The organism is Saccharopolyspora thermophila (assembly GCF_014646075.1).
GTDB lineage: Bacteria > Actinomycetota > Actinomycetes > Mycobacteriales > Pseudonocardiaceae > Saccharopolyspora > Saccharopolyspora thermophila.
Window position 1 is genome coordinate 106,968 of sequence record NZ_BMMT01000003.1, and the last position, 21,249, is coordinate 128,216.

Here is a 21,249-nt window from a genome sequence, read left to right on the forward strand (position 1 = left end):
GCGCCGTCGCGGGTGGCCGGGGCCGCGAGCGGGGCATGTCCCGGTGAGCGCCCGTCACCCGGAAGGCTCAGTGCACCGCGCCGTACTCGCGGTCCCCCGCGTCGCCGAGGCCGGGGACGATGAACCCCGACTCGTTGAGCCGCTCGTCGATGCTCGCGGTCACCACCCGCACCGGCAGGCCGGACTCCTCCAGCCGCCGCACGCCCTCCGGCGCCGCCAGCGTGCAGATCGCCGTGACGTCGCTGGCCCCGCGGTCGGTGAGCAGGCTGATCGTGTAGACCATGGACCCGCCGGTGGCCAGCATCGGGTCCAGCACGAACACCGGCCGACCGGACAGGTCGGCGGGCAGCGACTCCAGGTACGGCGTCGGCTGCAGGGTCTTTTCATCCCGAGCCAGGCCGACGAACCCCATCTGCGCCTCCGGAATCAACCGGTGCGCCTGGTCGGCCATGCCGAGCCCGGCCCGCAGCACCGGCACCAGCAGCGGCGGGTTGGCCAACCGGTAGCCGTTGGTGCGCGCGACCGGAGTGTGGATCGGCTCCACCGTCACCTCGGCGTCGCGCGTTGCCTCGTAGATCAGCATCAGCGTGAGTTCCTGCAGCGCGGCGCGGAACTCGGCGCTGTTGGTGCGCGCATCGCGCATTGTGGACAGCCTCGACTTGACCAGCGGGTGATCCACGACCCGAACATCCATGGGCAACAACAGTAACGGCCCACCCGCACGATGACGTTGCGGCTGGTCACGAACGTGTTCCCGGTCGCAGGACGCGGCAGGGCGGGCGAGCCGACCGCGCCGGCACCTCGGTGCCCGGTCACCGCGAAGGACGCGCCCGGTCCTACCCGGACCGCTCGGACGCGTGCTCGGCGAGGCCGCGGACGATCAGGTCGAGACCGAACTCGAAGCGCTCGTCGGCGTCGCCGGACATCAGCGCGGGCAGCATCGCCACGATCGTCGGGAACCGCTCGGCGGGCAGTTGCGTGAGGTACTCCCCGACCTGCCGCATCCGGTCGCCGAGCTCCGCCTCGTCGAGCCCGAAGCCCGCGCTGCGCTCCAGGGCCGCAGCCGTGCCGTAGAGGGCGAGGATGTCGACGCCGAAGGCGACCGCGCGGTCCGGGAGTCCGGCCGAGCGCAGGATGGCGAGCATCGCCTCGGTGATGCCCAGCGCGTTCGGGCCGGTGGGTGCGGGGGTGCGTAGCACCACCTGGGCGATGCCGGGGTGCCTGGCGAGCACCTCCACCTGCCGGCGGATGACGGCCTTGATCTGGTCCTGCCACCGCCGCGGGTCGGGCCGGGGTACCTCGATCTCGCCAAACACCAGGTCGAGCATCAGCTCGTGCAGCTCGTCCTTGTTGCGGACGTGGGCGTAGAGCGAGGCGGCGCCGGTGCCGAGGCGCTGGGCGACCTTGCGCATGCTCACCGCGTCCAGTCCCTCCGCGTCGAGCAGGTCGAGCGCGGTGCGCACGATCAGCTCCAGGCTCAGCGGCTGTTTGGGCGCTCGGCTGCGCGCGGCTCGCTGCTGCCAGGGCGGGACGGGCACGGACATCGCTGGGACCTCCTCGACGACTTCCTGCCGAACACCGTACTTGACGCGAACACCGTTCGATTGTAGAACAGTGTTCGTTCGTCGAACGGCGTTCGCGAGAGAGGGATTCATCATGTCGGAGCGCGTTCCCGTCCTGATCGTCGGAGCCGGGTTGTCCGGCCTGTCGACCGCCGTCTTCCTGGGCCTGCACGGCACGCGGTCGCTGGTCGTCGAGCGGCACGCGAGCACGTCGTCCCACCCCAAGGCACGCGGCCAGCAGCAGCACACGATGGAGGCGCTGCGGCTGGCCGGTCTGGAGGCCGAGTTCACCGCCGCCTCGCCGAAGAGCCGGGGATTCCTGTTGCGCATCGCGGAAAGCGCGAGCGGGCCGGTGTTCCGCGAGATCCTGCACGACACGTTCCTGCCGATGGGCCACCTCACCCCGGCGAGCGCGGCCGACGCCAGCCAGGCCAACGCCGAACGCATCCTGCTCGCCCGCGCCCGCGAACTCGGGGCCGAGGTCCGCTTCGGCACGACGCTGGAGTCCTTCGAGCAGGACGACGCTGGCGTGCGGGCGGTGCTCGCCGACGCCGGAGGCAACCGCATCGTGCAGGCGGACTACCTGGTCGCCGCCGACGGCCACCGCAGCCCGATCCGCGAGCAGCTCGGCATCGGCACGCACGGCCGCGGCACCCTCGGCCACTCGATCCACTGGCTGGTGCGCGCCGACCTGTCCCACGTGGTCGGCGACCGGCAGGTCATGTACTACCTGCAGAACCCGCGCCTGTCCGGCGGGACCGGCGTGCTGGCCAGCACCGACCGCGCGGACGAGTTCGTGGTCGGCGTCGGCTTTGACCCGCGGCGGGAGGGTCTGGCCGACTTCACCGAGCAGCGCCGCCTCGAGCAGATCCGGCTGGCCACCGGAGTCCCGGACCTGCAGGTGGAGATCCTGCAGGCAAACACCACGGAGATCGGTATGCGGGTGGCGGACCGGTTCAGCGACGGCCGGGTGTACCTGGTCGGCGACGCCGCGCACACCATGCCGCCGCAGGGCGGGATGGGCGGCAACACCGCGGTGATGGACGGCTTCTACCTCGCGTGGAAGCTCGACGCGGTGCTCCGCGGCGAAGCCGGTCCGGGCCTGCTGGACAGCCACGACGCGGAGCGGCGACCGGTGGGCGAGCTGATCGCGGAGAACCAGTACCGCAACGCGCTCGTGCGCAACCTCCCCGACCGCGCGGTCGAGGGCGACGCGCCGATCGAGGATCCGGCCCTGCTGATGTTCGGCTACCGGCACAACGGCGCGGTGGTCCGCGAGCCCGGTGATGCGGGGGAACTGCTGGAGGACCCGACCCGGCCGACGGGCCGACCGGGGTCCCGCGCCCCGCACGTCGTCCTGACCACCCCGACCGGTGAAGTGTCCACAATCGACCTCTTCGGTCGCGGTTTCGTCCTGCTGACCGGCTCCGCCCAATGGGCGCGCACCGCGGAGCGGGTGGCCACCGAGCTCGGCGTCCGCCTCCGCCCGCAGCTGATCGGCGGCGAGACCACCGGCGACTGGACAGGCCCGTACGGGGTGCGTGAGGACGGCGCGGTGCTGGTGCGTCCGGACCGCTTCATCGCCTGGCGCAGCCCGGGCCCGGGAACCGCGGCGGACCTCGAGAAGGCCCTGCGCACCGTCCTCGATCGCTGAGATCGGTCAAGGGCACCTTCTGCCTGAACTGGTCCCCGGTGGTTGGACTGTGGAATTCAGTGCCTGTTCAGGCTGCAAGGTGCCCTTGACTCGTCACTTGACCGCGGTCACGGGTGCAGGACGACCTTGGTGTAGCCCTCCACGCGCTGGTCGAACTTGCGGTACGCCTCCGGTGCCTCGGTCAGCGACAGCTCGTGGGAGACCACGAAGCTCGGCTTGGCCCGGCCCGCGATGATCAGGTCGCGCAGCTGCCGGTTGTAGCGCTTGACGTTGCACTGGCCGGTGCCCATGACCTGGCCCTTCTCGAACATCTTGCCGATGGCCACGCGCAGCATGCCCTGCTTGGCGTGCTCGTCGACACCACCGGGGTCCGAGGGCACGTACAGCCCGGGCACGCCGATGCGGCCGGTCGGGCGCACGGTCTGGATCACCGAGTTCAGCACGATGGCCGGCTCCTCCTTCGAGGCGTCGCCGACCTGCGCCTGGTAGCCGACCGCGTCGACGCCCTTGTCGGTGCCCTCGCCGTCGGTCTGCTCCTTGATCATCTCCACCGGGTCGCCCTGGGAGAAGTCGATCGGGATGGCCCCGATCTCCTCTGCCTTGGCCAGCCGCTCCGGCACGCGGTCGACCGAGAACACCCGGGCCGCGCCGCGCAGCAGCGCCGAATACGCGGCCATCAGGCCGACCGGCCCCGCGCCGTAGACGACGACCGTCTCGCCAGGCGAGACCTGGGCGAGCTCGCAACCGTGGTAGCCGGTCGGGAAGATGTCGGCCAGCAGCACGAAGTCCGCCTCGTGGCCCTCCTTGGGCAGCTTCAGGCAGTTGAAGTCGGCGTAGGGCACCCGCAGGTACTCGGCCTGGCCGCCGGTGTAGGGCCCCATCGCGACGTAGCCGTAGGCGCCGCCGGCGAAGCCGGGGTTGACGGTCAGGCAGAAGCCGGTGTTGCCGGCCAGGCAGTTCTTGCAGAACCCGCACGCGACGTTGAACGGCATGACCACCCGGTCGCCGCGTTGGAGGCTGGTGACGCCCTCACCGACCTCCTCGATGATCCCCATGTTCTCGTGGCCGAACACGATGCCCGGCTCGGCGGCCGTCCGGCCTTCGTACATGTGCAGGTCGGACCCGCAGATCGCGGTGGAGGTGATGCGCACGAGCACGTCGTTGGGGTGCTGGATGCTGGGTCGCTCCACTTCACCGATCTCGACGGAGAACGGCTCTCGGTACACGACTGCCTTCATGGGTGACCACCTCCGGAGTGGAAGACGCACAAAATCTGGGTCAATGCCCAGCCACGGGCTACCCCGGCCGAACGCCCACGAGACCCGGACGGGGGTCACCCGAACGAGGGCGCTTCGGGGAGTGAGAACGTGTGCGGGGCGCGCGCCGTTCGCGGGTCAGGGCTTGCGCCAGCGGAGGCGGTAGCGCCAGAAGAGGCAGCGGCGGAGGTCAGAGCCCGGCAGGGTCGCCGCCGTTGCCGCCCGGAGTTCGCGGAGGGTGGTGGTCGGGGTCTGGACGGGCATGCGGTCAGCGTGGGGTTTGCCCGCGCGCCCGCGAACCGCCAGGTATGCGCCCATCGCCGCGTTCGCGGGCAGGGCCAGTGCCTCCGTCGCGAAGTCCGCTGGCGTTTCCGACCGGTAGAGGCCGACGACGGCGAGAACGCCGCCGGGCCGCACCAGCTCGGCGAACCGCTCCAGAGCCGGGCGCAACGGCATGTGGTGCAGGCTGGCCACGGCGGTGACCGCGTCGTACCCCGCGGGATGCAGGTCGAGGCCCGGATCGAGCACGTCCCCGATCAGCCACCGCACGTTGTCCGCACCCGGCAGCGACGCGCGAGCGTGGTCGATCATGTCCGCCGAGAGATCCACGGCATCGACCGCGTCCACGCGCCCGGCGATTCTCCCGACCAGCTGCCCGGCCCCGCACCCTACGTCGAGCACTCTTCCGCCGCGCTCCGGCAGTTGCCGCAACAACCAACCGTGGTAGTGCGCGTTGTGGTCCCAGAGCAGCGCCCGCGGCAACCGGATCACGGCGCGAGAATACCGACCACCCCGGAGACGCCGGGTCGGCACGGCCGGGGCGCGCCGACCCACCACCGGGCGACGAGCCGCGGCCGCCCCGGTCGGACGTTCCCAGATCTGCCGAAATGTGGGAAGTTCGGCCCACGGCGTGGGGGGTTCACGGGCGTGGTGGGGTGCTTGGTTGAATCTTGGCGGTTCGGTGATGCGGGCGCTTAGACTTCGGGGCATGGCACCGTCGCCGACACCGCCCGAGCTCGCCGACGCCGTCCGGGACGACCGGTCGCTGCGCCGGTTCCTGCACGGCCTGCCGGGCGTCGACCAGGTGGGGCTCGAACAGCGGGCCGCCGGGCTGGCCACCCGCAGCATCAAGAAGACCGCGAAGCGGTGGGCGATCGACACCGCGATCCGGATGGTCGACCTGACCACGCTGGAAGGCGCCGACACCGAGGGCAAGGTCCGCACGCTGTGCGCCAAGGCGCGCCACCCCGATCCGGAACACCCGGACACGCCGCAGGTCGCCGCGGTGTGCGTGTACTCCGACCTGGTTGAGACCGCCGTCCAGGCCCTGGACGGCACCGACATCCGGGTCGCCTCCGTCGCGACCGCGTTCCCGTCCGGACGCTCCGCGCTGGCCGTCAAGCTCGCCGACGTGGAGTTCGCGGTGGCCGCCGGGGCCCACGAGATCGACATGGTCATCGACCGCGGCGCGTTCCTTGCCGGCCGCTACGGCCAGGTGTTCGACGAGATCCAGGCGGTCAGGGCGGCCTGCGGCGACGCGCACCTCAAGGTCATCCTGGAGACCGGCGAGCTGGCCACCTACGACAACGTGCGCCGCGCCTGCTGGTTGGCGCTGCTGGCCGGTGGCGACTTCATCAAGACCTCCACCGGCAAGGTGTCGCCCGCCGCGACGCTGCCGGTGACGCACCTGATGCTGCAGGCGGTACGGGACTGGCGGGACGCGACCGGGCAGCTGCGCGGGGTCAAACCCGCGGGCGGCATCCGCACCACCAAGGACGCGATCCGCTACCTGGTGGTGGTGCACGAGGTCGCCGGGCCCGAGTGGCTGACCCCGGAACTGTTCCGGTTCGGCGCCTCCAGCCTGCTCAACGACCTGCTCATGCAACGGCGGACCCAGCTCGACGGCCACTACAGCGGCCCCGACTACGTGGCGGTGGACTGATGATCGAATGGGAGTACGCCCCCGCGCCGGAGTCGCGGGACATCGCCAACCTCAGGCCGAGCTACCAGATGTTCGTCGACGGCGAGTTCGTCGACGGCGGCGGGGAGCCGCTCAAGAGCATCAACCCGGCCACCGAGGAACCGCTGGCCGAGGTGTCCAGTGCGGATGAGTCCGATGTGGACAAGGCGGTGCGGGCGGCGCGGCGGGCCTTCGACGACACGTGGTCGGCGATGCCAGGCAAGGAACGCGCCAAGTACCTGTTTCGCATCGCCCGGCTCATCCAGGAACGCGCCCGCGAACTGGCGGTGTTGGAGACCCTGGACAACGGCAAACCGATCAGGGAGTCGCGGGATGTCGACGTCCCGACCGCCGCGGCGCACTTCTTCCACCACGCCGGGTGGGCCGACAAGCTCTCCTACTCCGGGTACGGCCCCGACCCGCGGCCGCTGGGCGTCGCCGGTCAGGTCATCCCGTGGAACTTCCCGCTGCTGATGCTGTCCTGGAAGATCGCGCCGGCGCTGGCCTGCGGCAACACCGTGGTGCTCAAGCCCGCCGAGACGACCCCGCTGACCGCGCTGGTGTTCGCCGAGATCTGCCAGCAGGCCGGCCTGCCGCCGGGCGTGGTGAACATCCTGCCGGGGGCTGGTAACATCGGCGCCGCGCTGGTCGGGCACCCCGGCGTGGACAAGGTGGCGTTCACCGGCTCCACCGAGGTCGGCAAGCAGATCCAGCGCGTCGTGGCCGGGTCGGGCAAGAAGCTGACCCTGGAACTCGGCGGCAAGGCCGCGAACATCGTCTTCGACGACGCCCCGCTGGACCAGGCCGTCGAGGGCATCGTCAACGGGATCTTCTTCAACCAGGGCCACGTCTGCTGCGCCGGATCGCGGGTGCTGGTGCAGGAGTCCATCGCCGAGGAACTGCTGGCGAAGCTGCGGAACCGGGTGCGGACGCTGCGCGTCGGCGACCCGCTGGACAAGAACACCGACGTCGGCGCGATCAACTCCGCCGAGCAGCTACGTAAGATCACCGAACTGGCCGACAGCGGCGACGCCGAGGGCGCCCGGCGCTGGACCAGCCCGTGCCCGCTGCCGGAGCGGGGTTTCTTCTTCGCCCCCACGGTGTTCTCCGAGGTCGAGCAGTCGATGCGGATCGCCCGTGAGGAGATCTTCGGCCCGGTGCTGTCGGTGCTGACCTTCCGCACCCCGGCGGAGGCGATCGCCAAGGCCAACAACACCCCCTACGGGCTGTCGGCCGGGATCTGGACCGAGAAGGGGTCCCGCATCCTGTGGGCCGCGCAGCGGCTGCGGGCCGGTGTGGTGTGGGCGAACACCTTCAACCGGTTCGATCCGACCGCGCCGTTCGGCGGCTACCAGGAGTCCGGGTTCGGCCGCGAAGGCGGGCGGGCCGGTTTGGAGGCGTACCTCGATGTCTGACGACCGCACCCCGGAGCGGCTGCCCGTGGCCAAGACCTACAAGCTCTACATCGGCGGGGCGTTCCCGCGCTCCGAGTCGGGCCGGGTGTACCCGGTGCACGACGCGGACGGGCGTTTCCTCGCCAATGCCGCGCTCGCCTCACGCAAGGACGTCCGCGACGCGGTGGCCGCGGCGCGCAAGGCGTTCCCCGGCTGGTCCGGGGCCACCGCCTACAACCGCGGCCAGGTCCTGTTCCGCATCGCCGAGGTGATGGAGGGGCGGCGCGCGCAGTTCGCCGCCGAGGTCGCCGACGCCGAGGGCCTGTCCCGCAAGCAGGCCCGGTCCGCGGTGGACCAGGCAGTAGACCGCGTGGTCTGGTACGCGGGCTGGACGGACAAGATCTCGATGGTGCTCGGCGCGGCGAACCCCGTCGCGGGGCCGTACTTCTCGTTCAGCGTGCCGGAGCCGACCGGTGTGGTCGGCGTGCTCGCCCCGCAGGACTCGGCGCTGCTCGGGCTGGTCAGCGTGGTCGCCCCGGTGATCGCCGCCGGGAACACCTGCGTGGTGGTGGCCAGCGCCGACCGGCCGCTGCCCGCGGTGACCTTCGCGGAGGTGCTGGCGACGTCGGACGTGCCCGGCGGGGTGGTGAACGTGCTGACCGGCCGAGCGGCCGAGCTGGGCCCGTGGCTGGCCGCGCACGCCGACGTCAATGCCCTCGACCCGACCGGGGCTGGCGAGCAGGTGCGGGCCGAGCTGGCGCAGGCCGCGGCGGGCACGGTCAAGCGGGTCCTGCCGGTGCGGCGCGAGCCGGACTGGACCCGCGAGCCGGACCTCCAGCGCCTGCGCGCCTTTACCGAGATCAAGACGGTCTGGCACCCGGTCGGGACGTGACCGGGGCCAGCCCGGGTGTCGCGGTCAGCGGATCTGCCAGTCCAGGCGGCCGTCCTCGGTGACCGTGGCGTAGCTGTGACCTGCCGGGACACCTTCGGTCAGGGCCCGGTAGACGTCGGACAGCATCGTCGTGACGCCCTGCCACTCCGGGCGCAGCACCTGGGCTGTCTCCTGCTCCCACTCCAGCACGCAGCCGCGCAGCGGACCCGGGCGCAGGTCCACCACGAGTTCGTCGGCGAAACCGTCACCGGCGATGGGGATCCAGGCCGGATGGAAGCTCGACCCCGGCGAACCCGCGTAATAGTCGCAGGCCGGACGCTCCCACCGGGCCATCCAGGTCCTGCGGTGCTCCCGCCACGCCCGCAGGGCTTCGTCCGCGCTGTAGGGGGTGTAGAAGGGTGGCAGCACGTCTGCCAGCACGTCGGTGTCGGTGCCGCCGCAGCATGTCCACAACTTGCGGAGCTCCTCGGGCAGATCGACGGCGAACTCCGCCTCCAGCTCGGCGAGATCGGGCGGTGAGGGGGGACGTAACGCCGCTGCGGTGACCGGCGCATGCTCCCCGAGCCAAAGCACGATCTTCGTCCACAGCTCCGTGACATCCATTCCGATCATGATCGTCCGCGGTGGAGCAGTTGGGTACCGCCAACCGGGACCTCGACGCCGCCCGCGCCCCCGGCTGCCCCGGAAGGGGCAACGCCCGTTGGGCCGTTTCGGCCCAGGTGGAGGAGGATCGTTACCAACTGTTCCGTCGGCCGTTGCCTTCGGCGGACTCGATACGGTGACAGCTGGACCGGGAAACACGGTGCGAACCGGCAACCCGTAGGCTTCCGCGAGGTCTGGTTCGGTGACCGGAGGTAGAGAGATGGCGCAGGACATCGTCCCCATCGAGCTCGGGCTGCCGCAGGGCGACGTCGTCACCTTGTGGGCGCCACGCTGGCGCGAGGACGGCGAGGAGTGGGAGGCGTTCCTCGGGCACGAGGACGACCTGTACGCCTTCCCGGATGTCGCGCGCCTGGCCGCGTTCGTGCGCACCGCCCGGGAGCACGACCTGGACGACCACCCGGCCTGGCACGTGGTGCCCGCGCTGTCGGCGATCGAGCTGAGCCCCGACGAGGACCATCAGTACGACCTGGTCGGCGTGCCCGAGCTGGTGGCCGAGCCGCCGGACACCTGGACCATCAACGAGCTCGCCGACATCGTCGAGATCGCCCGCTCGCTGGCTGACGTCTGCGAACTCGACGTGGTGCACGACGTGCTCGACGCCGCCGACGGGTTCGCCATGCTCGACCAGGGCACGTTCGCCTTCTCCGGCAAGGACGGCCAGCGCCGCTGGAACGAGCTGTGCCAGGTGGTCGTCGAGCGCTGGGACGAACTGCTGGACGCCATCGACGCGGTGGTCATCACCCCGGAGGTCCCGGCGGACGCCGTCGCCACGGCCGAGGCCGAACTCGCCGAGGCGCTGGAAGCCGACGACGACCAGGAGCCGGCCACCGCCGAAGCATCCGAAGTGGACGACATCGAGGAGGTCGAGCTCGGCTTCTGGGGCGAGGTCGGCATCGACCCCATCCGGATCATCACCAGCACCGGCGAGCACTACACGCTGCGCTGCTACCTCGGCGACGACCCCATCTTCCTGGGCAGCGACGGCAAGATCGACGTGTTCGGTTCGCCGCGTGCGCTGGCCCGGTTCCTGGCCGACGACACCGCCGTCGAGGACACCGACCTGGCGCGCGTGGCGACCTGGCCGCAGATCCGCGAGAAGGCCACCGGCGGCGAGCTGGAGATCGACGTCGACCCCCAGAACACCTACGTGCTGACCGGGTTGGACGACGACCTGGGCGCCGGTCCCTCCGAAGTGGACCCGACGCAGCTGGATCTGGCCGAGGAACTGCTCATGGATGCGGCGGCCTGGGCCGGTGACGACAGCGTGGAGGCGGCGCTGCAGCCCTCGGAGCGGCTGGGCTGGCTGGTCTCGTTCGTGCTGCGGCCCAGCCCGAACCGGCTGCCCCCGAGCCCGCCGTTCGACGAGGAGGTCGCGTCCTGGCGCAAACTCGTGGAGGCCCTCGAGGAACGCTTCCGGACCCACTGATCAGCGGGACTTCCCGGCGTGACGGGCACCTTCCGAGCAGCTCGGACCGAGGCGCCCGTCACGTGATCACGCGAAAGAGGGTGTTTCAGGCCACCCTGGGCAGCAGGCGGCCCGATGCGGCGAGGCGGCGGCGGACCGGTTCACCCCGGTAGACCTGCCAGTACGCCTCGCGCAGGCCCTTGCGGGCCCGGTAGGCCAGCGCGGCCGCGCTGTTGCGGCTGATGCCGAAGCGCTCGCCCACCTCGACCGCCGACAGGCACTCGACCTCCACGTACCAGAGCACGTGCTGCCAGCGTCGCGGCAGCCGCGCGAACGCCTCGGCCACCAACGACCGCTCCCACTGCACCACAGCCGGATCGGTGAACGGCACGGCGAACCCCGCGAGGTCGAACGCGTCGAGCTCACCGGCCAGCTGCACTCGGCGACTGCGGGCGCTCGACGCCGCCGCCAGGTTCCGCACCGTGGTGAGCAGGTAGGCGCGGAACGCGGTGTCCGGGCCGCCGCCCCGGCGCAGCACGTCCAGAATCTTCGTGAACGCTTCTGAAACGAGGTCCTCGGCGTCGATCGGCGAGTCCGCGACCTGCCTGGCCATGGTGTGCGCGGCGGTGTTGTGCCGCGAGTACAGCTCGCCGAACGCCTCGGCCGACCCACTCCGCACCGCCTCGAGCAGTACCCGTTCGTCTCCTTCGGACATCGTTCCCCTCGGTGCCTGTGCACCGGTGAGGGGCGTGCCACCGGCGGAATGGTGGACGCCCCTCACCGAATGCGCCCCCGCTGCACCGATGCTCGCGGGCGGCGCGTAGACCGACAAGGTAAAGATTTTCAGATGGTGATTGACGAGTCCTGGCGCGCCGGCGTGAGGCGGACCGTCGCGGGAGGCCAGCAACGGCGCGCGCCACCGCGACGGCACTGCTCTGCCCGGCAACCCGGAGTTCACCCTCCTGTGGGCAGATCTCCTGCCACGGCGAGGGTTCTGCTGATCTCCGCGGCCGCGGCGCGCAACGGCTTCGCGAAAGTCCGGGTGTCGGCCAGCTTGTGTGCCGGGAAGGAGATCGCCAACGTCACCGGCACCTCCGCGCCGACAACCGGTGCCGCCAGGCACGCGGTGCCCAACGAGTACTCCTCGGAGTCGGTGACCATCGGCTGCACCGGGCCGTCGATGAGGTCGCGAACCCGGGTGATCGTGCGCGGGGTGAGGTCCGCGGGCGGGTACCGGGCGAAGTGGTCGGCGCGCTCCTCACGGCTCAGCCCGGACAGCAGGCACTTGCCGATCGCGGTCGCGTGCGCGGCCTGCCGGAAGTCAGCCCAGGTGTCGACCCGCGGGGCGCGCGGGCTGTCCACGATCTCGGCCACCTCCACCTCTCCCTCGTGGTAGCGGGCGAGGTAGATGGCGGCGTTGAGGTCCTCGCACAACCGACCCATGACCTCGCGGATCCGGCGGCGCAGGTTCTGCTGCTGGGCGGCCGCGTGCAGCCCGGCCACCTGTGCGCCGATCACGAACGCGCCGTCGTCGAGCTTCTCCAGGTAGCCCTCGTGCACGAGGGTGCGCAGCAGGTGGTAGGTGGTCGGCAACGCGATCCCGGTGCGCCGGGCGAGGGTCTTCGCACTGCACCCACCCGGGTGTTCGCCGACGGCTTCCAGCAGCCGCAGGGCGCGCTGGACCGATGTGATCAACGTGGGTTCGCCGTCCCGTGCCACCTGTCCCTCCTGGTGTTCCGCGCACCGCAGCCGTTCGCCACTACCGCAGCCGTTCGCCACTGTCGTGCATCGCGCTCGGAATCGGCGGTGTCCACTGCCGCCGCGACGGTGCGCCCAGTCCCGGCCGCGGTGCCGAGTCAGCCCAGCAACGCGGCGTAGCCGGGCTTGATCACGTCGTTGATGATCTCCAGGCGCTCGTCGAAGCCGATGAACGCCGACTTCATCGCGTTGACCGTGAACCACTGCATGTCGGCCCAGCCGTAGCCGAACGCCTCGTGCAGCGCGGCGAACTCGCTGGACATCGTGCAGTGGCTCATCAACCTGTTGTCCGTGTTCACCGTGACCCGGAACCGCAGTGTGGTCAGCAGCCCGATCGGGTGCTCGGCGATCGAGCTCGCCGCCCCGGTCTGCAGGTTCGACGACGGGCACATCTCCAGCGGGATGCGGCGATCCCGCACGTAGGAGGCCAGCCGCCCCAGGTGCACCGAGCCGTCCTCGGCGACCTTGATGTCGTCGACGATGCGCACCCCGTGCCCGAGCCGCTCGGCGCCGCAGTGCTGGATCGCCTCCCAGATGGACGGCAGGCCGAACGCCTCACCAGCGTGAATGGTGAAATGCGCGTTCTGCTGGCGGAGGTATTCGAAGGCGTCCAGGTTACGGGTGGGGGGATAGCCGGCTTCGGGTCCGGCGATGTCGAAACCGACCACCTCGGCATCGCGGTAGCGGACCGCCAGATTCGCGATTTCCGCCGAGCGCGCGTTCTGACGCATCGCGCACAACAAGGTACCGATTCGGATACGTTTTCCGGATTCCGCGGCGCGTCGCTCGCCTTCCCGGAATCCGTCCTGCACGGCCTCCACGATCTCCTCGAGGGTCAGGCCGCGTTCCTGGAACAGCTCGGGGGCGTAGCGGACCTCGGCGTAGACCACACCGTCGGCGGCCAGGTCCTCGGCGCACTCCGCGGCAACCCGGGTCAGCGCCTCCTTGGTCTGCATGACCCCGACGGTGTGCGCGAAAGTCTCCAAATAGCGCTCCAGCGAGCCGGAGTCGGCCGCGGCCGCGAACCATTCGCGGAGCTCATCGGGGTCTTCGTGGGGGAGGTCGGAGTAGCCGGTGGCCCGCGCGAGGTCGATGACGGTCTGCGGTCGCAGCCCGCCGTCCAGGTGGTCGTGCAACAGCACCTTCGGGGCCAGCCGGATCGTGTCCAGGGTTACCGGAGTCGACATGCGCCCACGTTACAGCGCCACACCGCGTCATCACCGACAGCTACCGACGGGCCACCGGGCAGGACCGCCGGATGACGGCGCTGGACGAGTACCGGTAACCAGGACATTCGTACGGCGAAACTCACCCGAATGGATGTAATCACCACGATTGGGCCATTTGGCCGCAAACATTCGCGACGTTCGGTCGCATGCCACTGGGCCGAATGGATTCAGAAAAGAAGTCGCAATCACGCAAAGTATCGGGGGGTGTCTGGGAACGCGAGAAGCGAGTAGCTACGCTCCATGAGTCCTCACCTCCCCTCGACGAAGGACGCCCCTAGCCGTGACCGAGAACATGTCGTTCGACCGCATGCGCAACATGCTCACGCGTGCGGCTGAGATCCGCGAGAGCGAACAGCAGCAGATCTTCGACGCCCTGGACGAAATCCACGCCCGGCTGTCTCCGCTGGAGTCACTGGGCTCCGTGCGGAAACGACTGTCCGAGCTGCCCGACCGCACCGAGGTCAGCGTGCTCGCCGAACGACTCGACGAGGCACTGGCCAAGCTCGAGGCGCACGACAGCGCGCTGCTGGACCTCAAGGGCGCCGTCGAGAGCCTGGTGGACAAGCTCGCCAAGCCCTTCGCCCAGCTCGACGGTCGGCTGGACGGCGTGGCGGGCCGGATGGACGGTGTCTCCGGCCGGATGGACGGCCTGGAGGACAAGCTCGGCCACATCCACAAGCGCCTCGACGAGCTGGGGCTGCACCTGGACAAGCAGGACAGCCGCCTGGAAGCGCTGCCCGCCACGGTGCACGGCCCGGTGAAGGAGCGCATCGACTCGCTGGAGACGAGCCTGCGCGGTCGCTTCGCCGAGATCGACGAGGGAGTCCACGAACACCTCGACGGCACCCGCGAGGCCCTGCAGCGCGCCGTCACCGAGTCCACCGGCAGCGCGCAGCACGCGCTGGCCGAGGCGGTCGCCGGCACCCGCGACCAGCTGGACGCCAAGCTCGACCAGCTCGCCGCGCGCCCCGCCGTCGACCCGACCGACCGGCTGGACAAGCTGGCGGAGCGGCTGGAGCTGCTCACCAACCGGCTCAACGAGGTCTCCGACCGTCTCGACCAGGTGGAGAGCAACGTCAACGCCCGGATCGACACCGTCGAGCACGGTGTCAGCAGCCGCCTGGACACCGTCGAGGAAGGCGTCAAGAGCGGCCTCGGCGAGCTCGGCGGCGCCCTGTCGAAGAACCTGACGCAGCTGTCCGGCACGCTCGCCCAGCGGCCCGACAGCGAGACGCTGGGCGCGCTGGTCCGCCAGGCCAACGAGGAGAGCGAGCGGCGGCACGCCGGGCAGCTCGACGAGGCCATGGCGACCTTCGCAGAGCTCATCCTCGGCGGCAGCGCCCCGTCGGCCCCGCCGCCGCCCACCACGCTGCCCCGGCAGCAGCGCCGCGGCCGGTCCAAGAGCGCCAAGCGCGAGCCCGACAAGGCGCTGACCGCCGACGGCGACGACGACTTCGCAGCCGAGAGCGCCTGATCCGGGCGCGCGTCTGGTCCGGGCTGCCTGGATCAGACGCGCTCCGGTCTTCCGCGGGCGGGTCAGGACGATCCGGCTGGTAAGCGCTCCGCTCCCACCCGGTCCAGGATCAGCGGCGTCGACTTCCAGTCGGCGCCGCTGATCTCGTATGCGCCGGCCAACGCCTCCCGGGCGCCCGCAGTGGTGTCCGGCCGGTCGGTGTGCAGCTCCAGCAGGGGCTGCCCGGCCTGCACCTGGTCGCCCGGCTTGGCACGGCACAACACCCCCGCCGCGTGCTGGACGGCATCCTCCTTGCGGGCACGTCCGGCGCCGAGCCGCCAGGCCGCCACCCCGACCGCGTAGGCGTCGAGCCGGGTCAGCGTCCCCGTCTCCGGTGCCGTGACGACCTCGACGTACCGAGCCACCGGCAGCGGCGCCTCCGGATCGCCACCCTGGGCGGCGATCATCCGGCACCACGTCTCGAAGGCGCGGCCGTCCGCCAGAACCTCAGCTGGGTCCACATCGGACAGTCCGGCGTGCGCGAGCATCTCCCGCGCCAGTGCCACCGTCAGTTCCACCACGTCCGCCGGGCCGCCGCCGCGCAGCACCTCCACGGCCTCGGCCACCTCGAGCGCGTTGCCGACGGCCCGGCCCAGCGGCACCGACATGTCCGTGATCAGCGCGCTGGTGCGCAGGCCGTTGGCGGTGCCGATCTCCACCAGCGTGGTGGCCAGCCGCCGCGCCTGGTCGAGGTCCTTCATGAACGCGCCCGACCCGCACTTGACGTCCAGCACCAGGGACTGCACGCCTTCGGCGATCTTCTTGCTCATGATCGAGCTGGCGATCAGCGGGATGGACTCGACGGTGCCGGTCACGTCCCGCAGCGCGTACAGCTTGCGGTCGGCCGGGGCCAGTCCCTCGGTCGCCGCGCAGACCACCGCGCCGACGTCGTCGAGGCGGGCGCGGATCTCGTCGGCGGACAGCCGCGCCCGCCACCCCGGGATGGACTCCAGCTTGTCCAGGGTGCCGCCGGTGTGTCCGAGTCCGCGTCCGGACAGCTGCGGCACGGCCGCCCCGCACGCGGCGACCAGCGGTGTCAGCGGCAGGGTGATCTTGTCGCCCACCCCGCCGGTGGAGTGCTTGTCCACAGTGGGCCAACGCACCCCGTCGAGCACCAGGGTCTGCCCGGAGGCAACCATCGCCGCGGTCCAGCGCGCCGTCTCCGCCGCCGTCATGCCGCGCAGCAGGATCGCCATGGCCAGCGCGGCCATCTGCTCGTCGGCGACCTCGCCGCGGGTGTACGCGTCGACCACCCAGTCGATCTGCTCGTCGGTCAGCTGCCGCCCGTCGCGCTTCGTACGGATCACGTCGATCGCGGAATGCACCGTCCTCGCCTCCTCGCCGCAGGAACTTCCCCGCCAATAAAGAGCAACGAACCCCGCCCGCAGATACACCCCGGACGAGTGATCTCGGTGGCGCTCACAGCTCGAAGGCGTCCGGCAGCACGTCGCGCATCGGCAGGACACCGCGCGGGGTGTCCACGAGGCAGTCCGGTCCGCCGAGCTCCTGCAGGAGCTGGCGGCAGCGCCCGCACGGCATCAGCAGCTCACCGCTCCCGCTGCGGCAGGCGACCGCGACGAACCGGCCGCCACCGGTCAGCCGCAGCTGGCCCGCCATCGTGCACTCCGCGCACAGCGTCAGCCCGTACGAGCCGTTCTCCACATTGCAGCCGACGACCACCCGGCCGTCGTCGCACAACGCGGCCGCCCCCACCTGCAGACCCGAGTACGGGCAGTACGCCAGCGCGGCGGCCTCCACCGCCGCCGCGCGCAGCGCGTCCCAGTCCACCGTTGTCGTCATCGAGACCGCCGGCTCCGCAGGTGCGTGGTCGTCGTCCTCGACGCGGCGAGGCCGCCTGGCCCGCCCGGGCAGCGCGACCGCCTGCGCCAAGCGAGTCCAGAACCGGCCATTCAGTCCTCACCCCGGCGGTACGGCAGGCCGTTGGCCGCGGGTGGTCGCAGGCGCTGCGACGCGGCTGCCAGCACCACGAGCGTCACCAGGTGCGGCGTGTAGGCCGTGATCTCCTCGGGCAGCTCGTCGGTGAACCAGTACACCGAGTACATCACCGCCGCGAAGACCAGCCCGAGCCCGGCGGCGAACCAGTTCCGCCGCCACAGCTGCACCGCCACCACCGCCACCAGCACCAGCGTGGCCGCGTAGAACAGGGCGTGCACGCTGGTCTCACCGCTGCGCAGCTGGAGGCCGTCGGAGTAGCCGAACAGCGCGGCACCGCCGAGCAGCCCACCCGGCCGCCAGTTGCCGAAGATCATCGCCGCCAGGCCGATGTAGCCGCGGTTGTTCGTCTGGCCCTCCAGGTATCCGGCCTGGCCCGGGTTGAGGATCAGGGCCGCGCCGCCGAGCCCGGCCAGCGCCCCGGAGATGACCACCGCGAGGTACTTGTAGCGGTAGACGTTGACGCCCAGCGACTCGGCCGCGACCGGGTTCTCCCCGCAGGAGCGCAGCCGCAGCCCGAACGGCGACCGCCACAGCACCAGGTAGCTCACCGGCACCAGCAGGTAGGCCAGCATGGTCAGCGGCGACACCTCGGTGACCAGCCCGCCGAGGATGCCCGCCAGGTCGGAGATCCCCACCCGCTGAAGGTCCTCCAGCTGCTCCAGCCAGGTGCCCAGCGGCTGGGCCGAGTAGGTGTCGAACTTCGGCACCGGCGGTGACTCCCGCGGGTTCTGCGAGATCGGCTCGAACAACAGCGTCGACAGGTACTTCGCGGTGCCCGCGCCGAGCAGGTTGATCGCCACGCCGGACACGATGTGGTTGACGCCGAAGGTGACGGTGGCCACCGCGTGCACCAGGCCGCCGAGTGCGCCGAAGACGGCCGCCGCGACCAGCCCGGCCAGCGGGCCCCACTGGTAACCGGCCCAGGCCCCGCCCCAGGTGCCCAGGATCATCATGCCTTCCAGGCCGATGTTGATGACCCCGGCGCGCTCCGCCCACAGGCCGGCCAGCGCGGCAAGCAGGATCGGGATGCCCAGCCGCACCGCGGACTGCACGGTGCCCGAGGAGGTCAGCTGCGGCACGCCCGTCTGGTACGAGGTGATCGACACCGCCACGAACCCGACGGCCACCCACAGCAGCACCCGGGCCCAGCCCGGCAGCCGCCGACCCGCGCGCTGCCGAGTGGCCGGGGCCCGTTCGGTCGCGACCGCCGTCATGCCCGCTCACCTCCGGTTCCGGCGGCGGCCGGTTCGGCCGCGGTACCCAGCGCACGCCCGACCCGCCGCTGCTCTGCGGCGAGTTCGCGGCGGCGCACCAACTCGTGGGCCACGACCACCGACAGCACGATGGTGCCCTGCAGGATGGTCACGATCTCCTTCGCGACGCCGATGTTGTCCAGCGTCAGGGAGCTCTTGTCCAAAAAGGACCACAGCAGGGCGCCGAACGCCACGCCGACCGGGTGGTTGCGGCCCAGCAGCGCGATCGCCAGCCCGGCGAACCCGTAGCCGGTCGGGAAGTTCAGCGTGAACGTGTGGTCGCGACCCAGGATCTCCGGCAGCCCGGCCAGCCCGGCGATGGCACCGGACAGCAGCATCGCCGACATCACCAGGCGCCTGGAGTTCACGCCACCGGCGACCGCCGCGGTCGGCGACAGGCCGGCGGCGCGCAGCTCGAAGCCGTACCGGGTGCGGTCGATGAGCACCGAGTAGCCGATGCCCACGACCACGGCCAGCAGCACCAGCCCGAAGACGGTGCCCGCGCTGCCCAGCGGGATGCCCGGCACCTGGCCGCTCTCCGGGATGATCGCCGTGCCGCGGGTGTTGCCGCGCAGCTCGCCGAAGGTCGGCACGAGGTAGGCAATCAAACCGATGGCCAGGGTGTTGAGCATGATCGTGGAGATCACCTCGGACACCCCGCGGTACACCTTGAGCACCGCGGCGATCCCGCACCACAGGGCGCCGGTGACCGCGCCGACCACCACGATCAGCGCGGCGTGCAGCCCGAACGGCAGGCTGACCGCGCCGCCGACGATCGCCGCGACGCACGCGGCCAGCTTGTACTGGCCCTCGATGCCGATGTTGAGCAGGTTCATCTGGAACCCGATGGCCGCCGCGACGGCCACCAGGTAGTACGCCCCCGCGGTGTTGACGATGTCCACCGCGGTCGTCCCGCGACCCACCTGCGCCACCATCTCCAGCAGGGTGGCGATCGGGCTCGCGCCCGAGACCAGCAGCACCGCGCTGCACAGCACCGCCGAGAAGAGGATCGCCGCAGCCGGGGGCAGCAACCGAGCCCGCCAGGTGTTCACGCCGCATCACCGTCCCGCGCGCCGGTCATTGCCGCGCCGAGGGTCTCCGGGGTCACCGTACGGGGATCGGCCTCGGCGACCAGTCGTCCCCGGAACATGACCCGGATCGTGTCGGACAGGCCAATGAGTTCGTCCAGGTCGGCCGAGATCAGCAGCACCGCCAGCCCGGCGGCGCGGGCGTTGCGCAGGTGCTCCCAGATGCCCGCCTGCGCGCCGACGTCCACGCCCCGGGTCGGGTGCGCGGCGATCAGCAGCACCGGGTCACCGGACAGCTCGCGGCCGACGACGAGTTTCTGCTGGTTGCCGCCGGACAGCGCCGCCGCGTCGACGTCGATGCCCGGGGTGCGGATGTCGAACTGCTCGACGATCCGCTGCGTGTCGGACTTCGCACCGGGCCGGTCCAGCCACATGCCGCGGGTCACCGGGCGCCGGGTCTGGTGGCCGAGGATGCGGTTGACCCACAGCGGCTGGTCCAGCAGCAGGCCCTGCCGGTGCCGGTCCTCGGGTACGTAGCCGATGCCCGCCTCGCGGCGGGCCAGCGTGGACAGCCCGGTCAGGTCGCGGTCGCCGAGCACGATGCGGCCCGCGTCGACCGGGCGCATGCCCATGATGGCCTCGACCAGCTCGGTCTGACCGTTGCCCTCCACGCCGGCGATGCCCACCACCTCGCCGGCGTGCACGGTCAGGTCGATGTCGGACAGCACCGCGCGGTCCTGGTCCGACGCGGACAGCCCGGTGACCCGGAGCACCGCGCGCTCGGTCACCGTGGACGGCCCGTGCTCCGGCACCGGCAGCTCGCTGCCGACCATCATCTCGGCGAGGCGGCGGCTGCTGACGTCCGCGGCGGCGACGGTGCCGACCGTGGTGCCGCGGCGCAGCACCGTGATGGTGTCGGCGATCGCCCGCACCTCGTCGAGCTTGTGCGAGATGAACAGGAATGTGAAGCCCTGCTCGCGCATGGTGCGGAGGGTGTCGAACAGCTCGTCGACCTCCTGCGGCACCAGCACGGCGGTGGGCTCGTCGAGGATGATGATCTGCGCACCGCGGTAGAGCACCTTGAGGATCTCCACGCGCTGGCGGTCGGCGACGCCGAGCTTGTCGACCAGCACGTCGGGGCGCACCTGGAAACCAGCCCGCTCGGCCAGGTCCAGCACCTCGCGCCGCGCTGTGGCGCCGATGCCGTTGCTGCGCTCCGCGCCGAGCACGATGTTCTCCAGCACGGTGAGGTTGTCGGCGAGCATGAAGTGCTGGTGCACCATGCCGATCCCGGCGCGGATCGCCTCGGCGGGCGAGCGGAACCGCACCTGCTCGCCGCGCACCCGGACAATGCCCGAGTCCGGGGCCTGCATCCCGTAGAGGATCTTCATCAGGGTGGACTTGCCGGCACCGTTCTCGCCGCACAGCGCGTGGACCTCGCCGGCGCGCACCGAGAGGTTCACGTCGGAGTTGGCGACCACGCCGGGGAAGGTCTTGGTGATGCCGGTCAGCTCGACGGCCGGTATCCCGGTGGTGCCGGGTGGGCCGGGGTCCGGCGCAGCAGTGGTGTTCATGGGGCTCCGTGGGACGTCGGTCACCGGAAGCGAACCAGATGGACACTCAACAATGGACGCTTTCGCGCCAACCGGGACGATCTTGGCGGGAAACCGCCACGCGATCGGATGAAAGGCGAGGGACACCCCCGACCTGGCCGGAGGTGTCCCTC

At 71.1% G+C, this 21,249-nt stretch carries 19 protein-coding genes; 6 read left to right on the forward strand and 13 right to left on the reverse strand.

The window, feature by feature from the left end:
* Window positions 1-67 precede the first annotated feature (67 nt).
* Together upp and IEY17_RS06645 are read right to left on the reverse strand one after the other, a co-directional pair.
* Window positions 68-694, reverse strand: a complete 627-nt coding sequence (gene upp, locus IEY17_RS06640) for a uracil phosphoribosyltransferase (RefSeq protein ID WP_188986404.1) — start codon at window positions 692-694, stop codon at window positions 68-70.
* 142 nt (window positions 695-836) lie between these two features.
* Window positions 837-1,544 carry a TetR/AcrR family transcriptional regulator gene (locus IEY17_RS06645; protein WP_188986405.1) on the reverse strand — a complete coding sequence of 236 codons (708 nt, stop codon included), beginning with the start codon at window positions 1,542-1,544 and terminating at the stop codon, window positions 837-839.
* 112 nt (window positions 1,545-1,656) lie between these two features.
* Here IEY17_RS06645 and IEY17_RS06650 point away from each other — a divergent pair, with 112 nt between their 5' ends.
* Window positions 1,657-3,216 (forward strand): FAD-dependent monooxygenase, encoded by a 1,560-nt coding sequence (locus IEY17_RS06650; RefSeq protein WP_188986406.1) that lies wholly within the window; start codon window positions 1,657-1,659, stop codon window positions 3,214-3,216.
* A gap of 107 nt (window positions 3,217-3,323) precedes the next feature.
* On the opposite strand, the gene IEY17_RS06655 is transcribed toward IEY17_RS06650, so the two are convergent.
* Complete coding sequence (locus IEY17_RS06655; RefSeq protein WP_188986407.1) at window positions 3,324-4,454, reverse strand: glutathione-independent formaldehyde dehydrogenase; 1,131 nt, start codon at window positions 4,452-4,454, stop codon at window positions 3,324-3,326.
* 156 nt (window positions 4,455-4,610) lie between these two features.
* Entirely contained in the window at window positions 4,611-5,243 is a 633-nt protein-coding gene (locus tag IEY17_RS06660) for a class I SAM-dependent methyltransferase (RefSeq protein ID WP_229679896.1), read from the reverse strand.
* A gap of 217 nt (window positions 5,244-5,460) precedes the next feature.
* Here IEY17_RS06660 and deoC point away from each other — a divergent pair, with 217 nt between their 5' ends.
* Genes deoC through IEY17_RS06675 form a run of 3 tightly spaced genes read left to right on the forward strand, consistent with a single transcriptional unit; the run spans window position 5,461 to window position 8,718 of the window.
* Window positions 5,461-6,414: a deoxyribose-phosphate aldolase gene (gene deoC / locus IEY17_RS06665; protein ID WP_188986409.1), complete on the forward strand. Its 954-nt coding sequence runs from the start codon at window positions 5,461-5,463 to the stop codon at window positions 6,412-6,414.
* The gene (locus IEY17_RS06670; RefSeq protein WP_188986410.1) at window positions 6,414-7,847 is read left to right on the forward strand and encodes an aldehyde dehydrogenase family protein; all 1,434 of its coding nucleotides are present in this window, start codon (window positions 6,414-6,416) and stop codon (window positions 7,845-7,847) included. The genes deoC and IEY17_RS06670 overlap by 1 nt, the downstream gene beginning before the upstream one ends.
* On the forward strand, window positions 7,840-8,718 hold the full coding sequence (locus IEY17_RS06675) for an aldehyde dehydrogenase family protein (RefSeq protein ID WP_188986411.1): 879 nt from the start codon (window positions 7,840-7,842) through the stop codon (window positions 8,716-8,718). The genes IEY17_RS06670 and IEY17_RS06675 overlap by 8 nt, the downstream gene beginning before the upstream one ends.
* Window positions 8,719-8,742: 24 nt before the next feature.
* On the opposite strand, the gene IEY17_RS06680 is transcribed toward IEY17_RS06675, so the two are convergent.
* Entirely contained in the window at window positions 8,743-9,321 is a 579-nt protein-coding gene (locus IEY17_RS06680; RefSeq protein WP_229679897.1) for an SMI1/KNR4 family protein, read from the reverse strand.
* Window positions 9,322-9,580: 259 nt separating this feature from the next.
* Between IEY17_RS06680 and IEY17_RS06685 the strand changes: the two genes are divergently transcribed.
* The gene (locus tag IEY17_RS06685; protein WP_188986607.1) at window positions 9,581-10,807 is read left to right on the forward strand and encodes a primosomal protein; all 1,227 of its coding nucleotides are present in this window, start codon (window positions 9,581-9,583) and stop codon (window positions 10,805-10,807) included.
* 85 nt (window positions 10,808-10,892) lie between these two features.
* Here IEY17_RS06685 and IEY17_RS06690 read toward each other — a convergent pair whose 3' ends face one another.
* From IEY17_RS06690 to IEY17_RS06700, 3 genes are all read right to left on the reverse strand, one after another.
* Window positions 10,893-11,501: an RNA polymerase sigma factor gene (locus tag IEY17_RS06690; protein WP_188986413.1), complete on the reverse strand. Its 609-nt coding sequence runs from the start codon at window positions 11,499-11,501 to the stop codon at window positions 10,893-10,895.
* Window positions 11,502-11,740: 239 nt separating this feature from the next.
* Window positions 11,741-12,505, reverse strand: a complete 765-nt coding sequence (locus tag IEY17_RS06695) for an IclR family transcriptional regulator (RefSeq protein ID WP_188986414.1) — start codon at window positions 12,503-12,505, stop codon at window positions 11,741-11,743.
* 137 nt (window positions 12,506-12,642) lie between these two features.
* Window positions 12,643-13,731, reverse strand: a complete 1,089-nt coding sequence (locus tag IEY17_RS06700) for an adenosine deaminase (protein WP_188986415.1) — start codon at window positions 13,729-13,731, stop codon at window positions 12,643-12,645.
* 322 nt (window positions 13,732-14,053) lie between these two features.
* Here IEY17_RS06700 and IEY17_RS06705 point away from each other — a divergent pair, with 322 nt between their 5' ends.
* The gene (locus IEY17_RS06705; protein ID WP_188986416.1) at window positions 14,054-15,247 is read left to right on the forward strand and encodes a hypothetical protein; all 1,194 of its coding nucleotides are present in this window, start codon (window positions 14,054-14,056) and stop codon (window positions 15,245-15,247) included.
* A 62-nt stretch (window positions 15,248-15,309) separates the two neighbouring features.
* Here the strand turns inward: IEY17_RS06705 and IEY17_RS06710 are convergent, their stop codons facing one another.
* From IEY17_RS06710 to IEY17_RS06730, 5 genes are all read right to left on the reverse strand, one after another.
* Complete coding sequence (locus tag IEY17_RS06710) at window positions 15,310-16,611, reverse strand: thymidine phosphorylase (RefSeq protein WP_188986417.1); 1,302 nt, start codon at window positions 16,609-16,611, stop codon at window positions 15,310-15,312.
* A 94-nt stretch (window positions 16,612-16,705) separates the two neighbouring features.
* Complete coding sequence (locus IEY17_RS06715) at window positions 16,706-17,086, reverse strand: cytidine deaminase (RefSeq protein WP_188986418.1); 381 nt, start codon at window positions 17,084-17,086, stop codon at window positions 16,706-16,708.
* Window positions 17,087-17,196: 110 nt separating this feature from the next.
* Window positions 17,197-18,456: an ABC transporter permease gene (locus IEY17_RS06720; RefSeq protein ID WP_188986419.1), complete on the reverse strand. Its 1,260-nt coding sequence runs from the start codon at window positions 18,454-18,456 to the stop codon at window positions 17,197-17,199.
* Window positions 18,453-19,547, reverse strand: a complete 1,095-nt coding sequence (locus IEY17_RS06725; protein WP_188986420.1) for an ABC transporter permease — start codon at window positions 19,545-19,547, stop codon at window positions 18,453-18,455. The genes IEY17_RS06720 and IEY17_RS06725 overlap by 4 nt, the downstream gene beginning before the upstream one ends.
* On the reverse strand, window positions 19,544-21,097 hold the full coding sequence (locus tag IEY17_RS06730) for an ABC transporter ATP-binding protein (RefSeq protein ID WP_188986421.1): 1,554 nt from the start codon (window positions 21,095-21,097) through the stop codon (window positions 19,544-19,546). Before IEY17_RS06730 ends, IEY17_RS06725 begins: the two co-directional genes overlap by 4 nt.
* Window positions 21,098-21,249: the final 152 nt, after the last annotated feature.

Bases quoted from the DNA above. Each gene is read 5' to 3' on its own strand.
- upp (WP_188986404.1), bottom strand. From the start codon at position 694: ATGGATGTTCGGGTCGTGGATCACCCGCTGGTCAAGTCGAGGCTGTCC.
- IEY17_RS06645 (WP_188986405.1), bottom strand. From the start codon at position 1,544: ATGTCCGTGCCCGTCCCGCCCTGGCAGCAGCGAGCCGCGCGCAGCCGA.
- IEY17_RS06650 (WP_188986406.1), top strand. From the start codon at position 1,657: ATGTCGGAGCGCGTTCCCGTCCTGATCGTCGGAGCCGGGTTGTCCGGC.
- IEY17_RS06655 (WP_188986407.1), bottom strand. From the start codon at position 4,454: ATGAAGGCAGTCGTGTACCGAGAGCCGTTCTCCGTCGAGATCGGTGAA.
- deoC (WP_188986409.1), top strand. From the start codon at position 5,461: ATGGCACCGTCGCCGACACCGCCCGAGCTCGCCGACGCCGTCCGGGAC.
- IEY17_RS06670 (WP_188986410.1), top strand. From the start codon at position 6,414: ATGATCGAATGGGAGTACGCCCCCGCGCCGGAGTCGCGGGACATCGCC.
- IEY17_RS06675 (WP_188986411.1), top strand. From the start codon at position 7,840: ATGTCTGACGACCGCACCCCGGAGCGGCTGCCCGTGGCCAAGACCTAC.
- IEY17_RS06680 (WP_229679897.1), bottom strand. From the start codon at position 9,321: ATGGATGTCACGGAGCTGTGGACGAAGATCGTGCTTTGGCTCGGGGAG.
- IEY17_RS06685 (WP_188986607.1), top strand. From the start codon at position 9,581: ATGGCGCAGGACATCGTCCCCATCGAGCTCGGGCTGCCGCAGGGCGAC.
- IEY17_RS06690 (WP_188986413.1), bottom strand. From the start codon at position 11,501: ATGTCCGAAGGAGACGAACGGGTACTGCTCGAGGCGGTGCGGAGTGGG.
- IEY17_RS06700 (WP_188986415.1), bottom strand. From the start codon at position 13,731: ATGTCGACTCCGGTAACCCTGGACACGATCCGGCTGGCCCCGAAGGTG.
- IEY17_RS06715 (WP_188986418.1), bottom strand. From the start codon at position 17,086: ATGACGACAACGGTGGACTGGGACGCGCTGCGCGCGGCGGCGGTGGAG.
- IEY17_RS06720 (WP_188986419.1), bottom strand. From the start codon at position 18,456: ATGACGGCGGTCGCGACCGAACGGGCCCCGGCCACTCGGCAGCGCGCG.
- IEY17_RS06730 (WP_188986421.1), bottom strand. From the start codon at position 21,097: ATGAACACCACTGCTGCGCCGGACCCCGGCCCACCCGGCACCACCGGG.